3 protein-coding genes are annotated in these 2,843 nt (G+C 66.7%); 2 read left to right on the top strand and 1 reads right to left on the bottom strand.

Translation table 11 applies throughout. The features are described from left to right. Positions 1-126: 126 nt before the first annotated feature. On the top strand, positions 127-1,545 hold the full coding sequence (gene istA / locus ACFYXV_RS34100) for an IS21 family transposase (protein WP_389385061.1): 1,419 nt from the start codon (positions 127-129) through the stop codon (positions 1,543-1,545). Continuing rightward, the gene (gene istB / locus ACFYXV_RS34105; RefSeq protein ID WP_361140682.1) at positions 1,542-2,312 is read left to right on the top strand and encodes an IS21-like element helper ATPase IstB; all 771 of its coding nucleotides are present in this window, start codon (positions 1,542-1,544) and stop codon (positions 2,310-2,312) included. The genes istA and istB overlap by 4 nt, the downstream gene beginning before the upstream one ends. Before the next feature lie 32 nt (positions 2,313-2,344). Here the strand turns inward: istB and ACFYXV_RS34110 are convergent, their stop codons facing one another. Continuing rightward, complete coding sequence (locus ACFYXV_RS34110; protein ID WP_389385062.1) at positions 2,345-2,719, bottom strand: hypothetical protein; 375 nt, start codon at positions 2,717-2,719, stop codon at positions 2,345-2,347. Positions 2,720-2,843: the final 124 nt, after the last annotated feature.

The raw sequence follows: 2,843 nt of genomic DNA on the forward strand, positions 1-2,843 counted from the left end.
ACGTGTCGGCGTACACGTGAACGTCCCCAGCCTCGTACGGATGAAAGGGGACAGTTGCTGATGTGGTGAGATCTGCCGCTCGGCACTCTGCTGCTTGGTCGATATGGGCGGCGGAGGGGGCTGGCAGTGGTCTTGGATCCACAGCGTTGGCTGGAGCTTCGGCGCTTTCGTGGCCTGCTGGAGTCCGGGGCAATGAGCTTGTCGGAGATCTCCAGGGAGACCGGGCTGGACCGCAAGACGGTCCGCAAGTACCTCTCGGAACCGGGGCCGGCGACCCCGCCGCGGCGGTCGCCGAGCGGGCGGTCGCGGGTGAGGGTGATCGACGAGTTCGGGCCGCTGATTGACTCGATGCTCCGGGCCGAGGTACTGATGAAGGCCGCGGTCATTCACGAGCGGCTTGCCCAGGAGTACGGCTTCACCGGGAACTATCAGCGGGTCAAGCTCTACGTTCAGACGGCCCGGCCCAGGATCGCCGAGGAACTGGGGATCACTCCCAAGGAACTGGCCGGGATGCACCGCCGGTTCGAAGTGATCCCCGGGGCTCAGGCCCAAGTGGACTGGGGCGATGAGGGCAAGATCCTCGCCCACATGGGCATCGCGAAGGTCTACTCCTTCCACATGACGCTGTCGTACTCGCGGGACCCGTTCTGCTGCTTCACCACCAGCCAGGACCTGCAGACCTTCTTCGACTGCCACCGCCGGGCATTCGCCCACTTCGGCGGGGCACCGATGACGATCGTCTACGACCGGACCAAGACCGTCGTCCGCCGTCACGTCGCTCCTGGCGAGGCGGTCCCGCTGCATCCGGAAGCGGTCGGCTTCGCCGGCCACTACGACTTCGACATCGACGTCCTGGCCGCCTACCGGCCGCAGGGCAAGGGCCGGGTCGAGAGGCAGGTGCTGATCGTCCGCGACCACGTCCTGTCCGGCCGGTCCTTCTCCTCCGTCGAAGAGATGGACGCCGCGTTCACCGCCTGGGTGCCCGTGCGGCGGGCCCAGATCCACAAGACGCACCGAGAGGTCATCGCGGAGCGGGCGGCGAGAGATCACGCGGCTCTCAAGCCGCTGCCGCCGACTCCCTATCTGGTGGCCGAACGGCAGCTGCGGCACGTCGGCAAGGACTGCCTGATCGCCTTCGACGGCAACCTCTACTCCGTGCCGGCCCGCCGAGTCCGTGCCAGGCAGCTGGTCGAGATCCGAGCCACGAAATCCCAGGTCATGCTGCATGCCACCCTCGCCGACGCCCAGGGCAGCACGCTGCTGGCGGCCCATCCCAGGGCGATCGGCCGCGGTGCCCGTGTCGTCGACGAGTCGCATTGGGACGGCCTGCCCACCGGCAAGGGCCGCCGGACCACCACCGGCGACATCCCGGTCCAGCCTCGTCAAGAGCGGCCGCGGGGCGAGGAGACCGGCCCGCTGCAGGCCCTGCTGAACCGGGCCGCGGCCACCCGGATCGAGGTCGGGCGCCGACCGCTGTCGGTCTATGACGAGCTGACCGGCACCCGTCCCTTCACCACCCATCGAGCGACGGAGGAATCCTCTTGAGTGAGCTCACCGGCAACCGCATCCGCACCACGGCCGGCAAGCTCGGCCTGCCCCACCTCGCGGAGACCATCAACGAGTTCGCCCGCCGGGCCGACGAGGCGAAGATGGGCTACCTCGACTTCCTCGACCTGGTCCTCTCCGAGGAACTGGCCGTCCGCGACGACCGTCGCTTCCGCCAGGGCCTGCGGCTCTCCCGGCTGCCGCACCACAAGACGCTCGATGAGTACGACTTCTCGTTCCAGCCCGACCTCGACCCGCGCAAGGTCAAAGACCTCGCGACGCTCTCGTTTGTCGAGGCCAAGGCGAACGCCGCTCTCCTGGGTCCGCCGGGGGTGGGCAAGACACATATCGCCGTCGCTCTCGCGGTCGCGGCCTGCCGGGCCGGCTACTCGGTCTACTTCACCAGCCTCGACGACATGGTCCGCAACCTCAAAGCCGCCGAAGCCGCAGGTCGCCTGGCCAACAAGCTCGGCACCTACCTTCGGCCGGGCGTCCTCGTCGTCGACGAGGTGGGCTACGAGATCCTCGAACGCGGAGAAGCGAACCTGGTCTTCCAGGTCATCTCAAAGCGGTATGAAAAGGGCTCGATCATTCTGACCTCGAACAAGACCTTCAGCGAATGGGGACAGGTGTTCGGCGATGAAGTCCTCGCCACCGCCATCCTCGACCGGCTCTTGCATCACTGCGACGTGATCTCCATCAACGGCCCCAGCTACCGGCTCAAGAACCGGCTCAAGGCTATCGAGCGGGACACAGACGTAGCCTGATAAGCCCTTCACAGAAGTGGCCGGGGGCTTGGTCAGTCGTCTTCGAGTCGCTGGAAGATCGCGGTGAACTCATCGGTCTCGATCAGTCCGGCGATCACGTGGGTCATGCTGTCGATGCCGGGATCCCTGACGATCAGGCCGTCCGAGACCCAGAAGTAGCGGCCGCCGAGAGCCTCGCCGCTTCCTGCCCAGGTCTCCATCAAGCGTTCGACCTCCGCGACCGTGAACACGGTCGCGCTCCACCGGGAGCCGTCCTCGAGGTCCACGAAGACGTCGACGTTGCACACCGATTCCAGGTCCTCGTCCGGGGTGGGCAGGAACGATGCCTCGAAGGCATCCGTGCGAACCCGGTACCACGGGTCGTCCCAACCTCGTTCGACCGATCCGGACGATGCGCTATGACTCATCGTGCGAGTGTCTCCGGCCGGCCTGACGATCTCAACCAGGTTCCTCAGCCGTGCTGCTTCCCGCGACGGAGCTGGGGACGTTCATCCGTACGCGACTGGGGAGCTTAGCTCGTACGCCGACACC

The sequence above is a fragment of the Streptomyces sp. NPDC002181 genome (assembly GCF_042890485.1).
Lineage (GTDB): Bacteria > Actinomycetota > Actinomycetes > Streptomycetales > Streptomycetaceae > Streptomyces.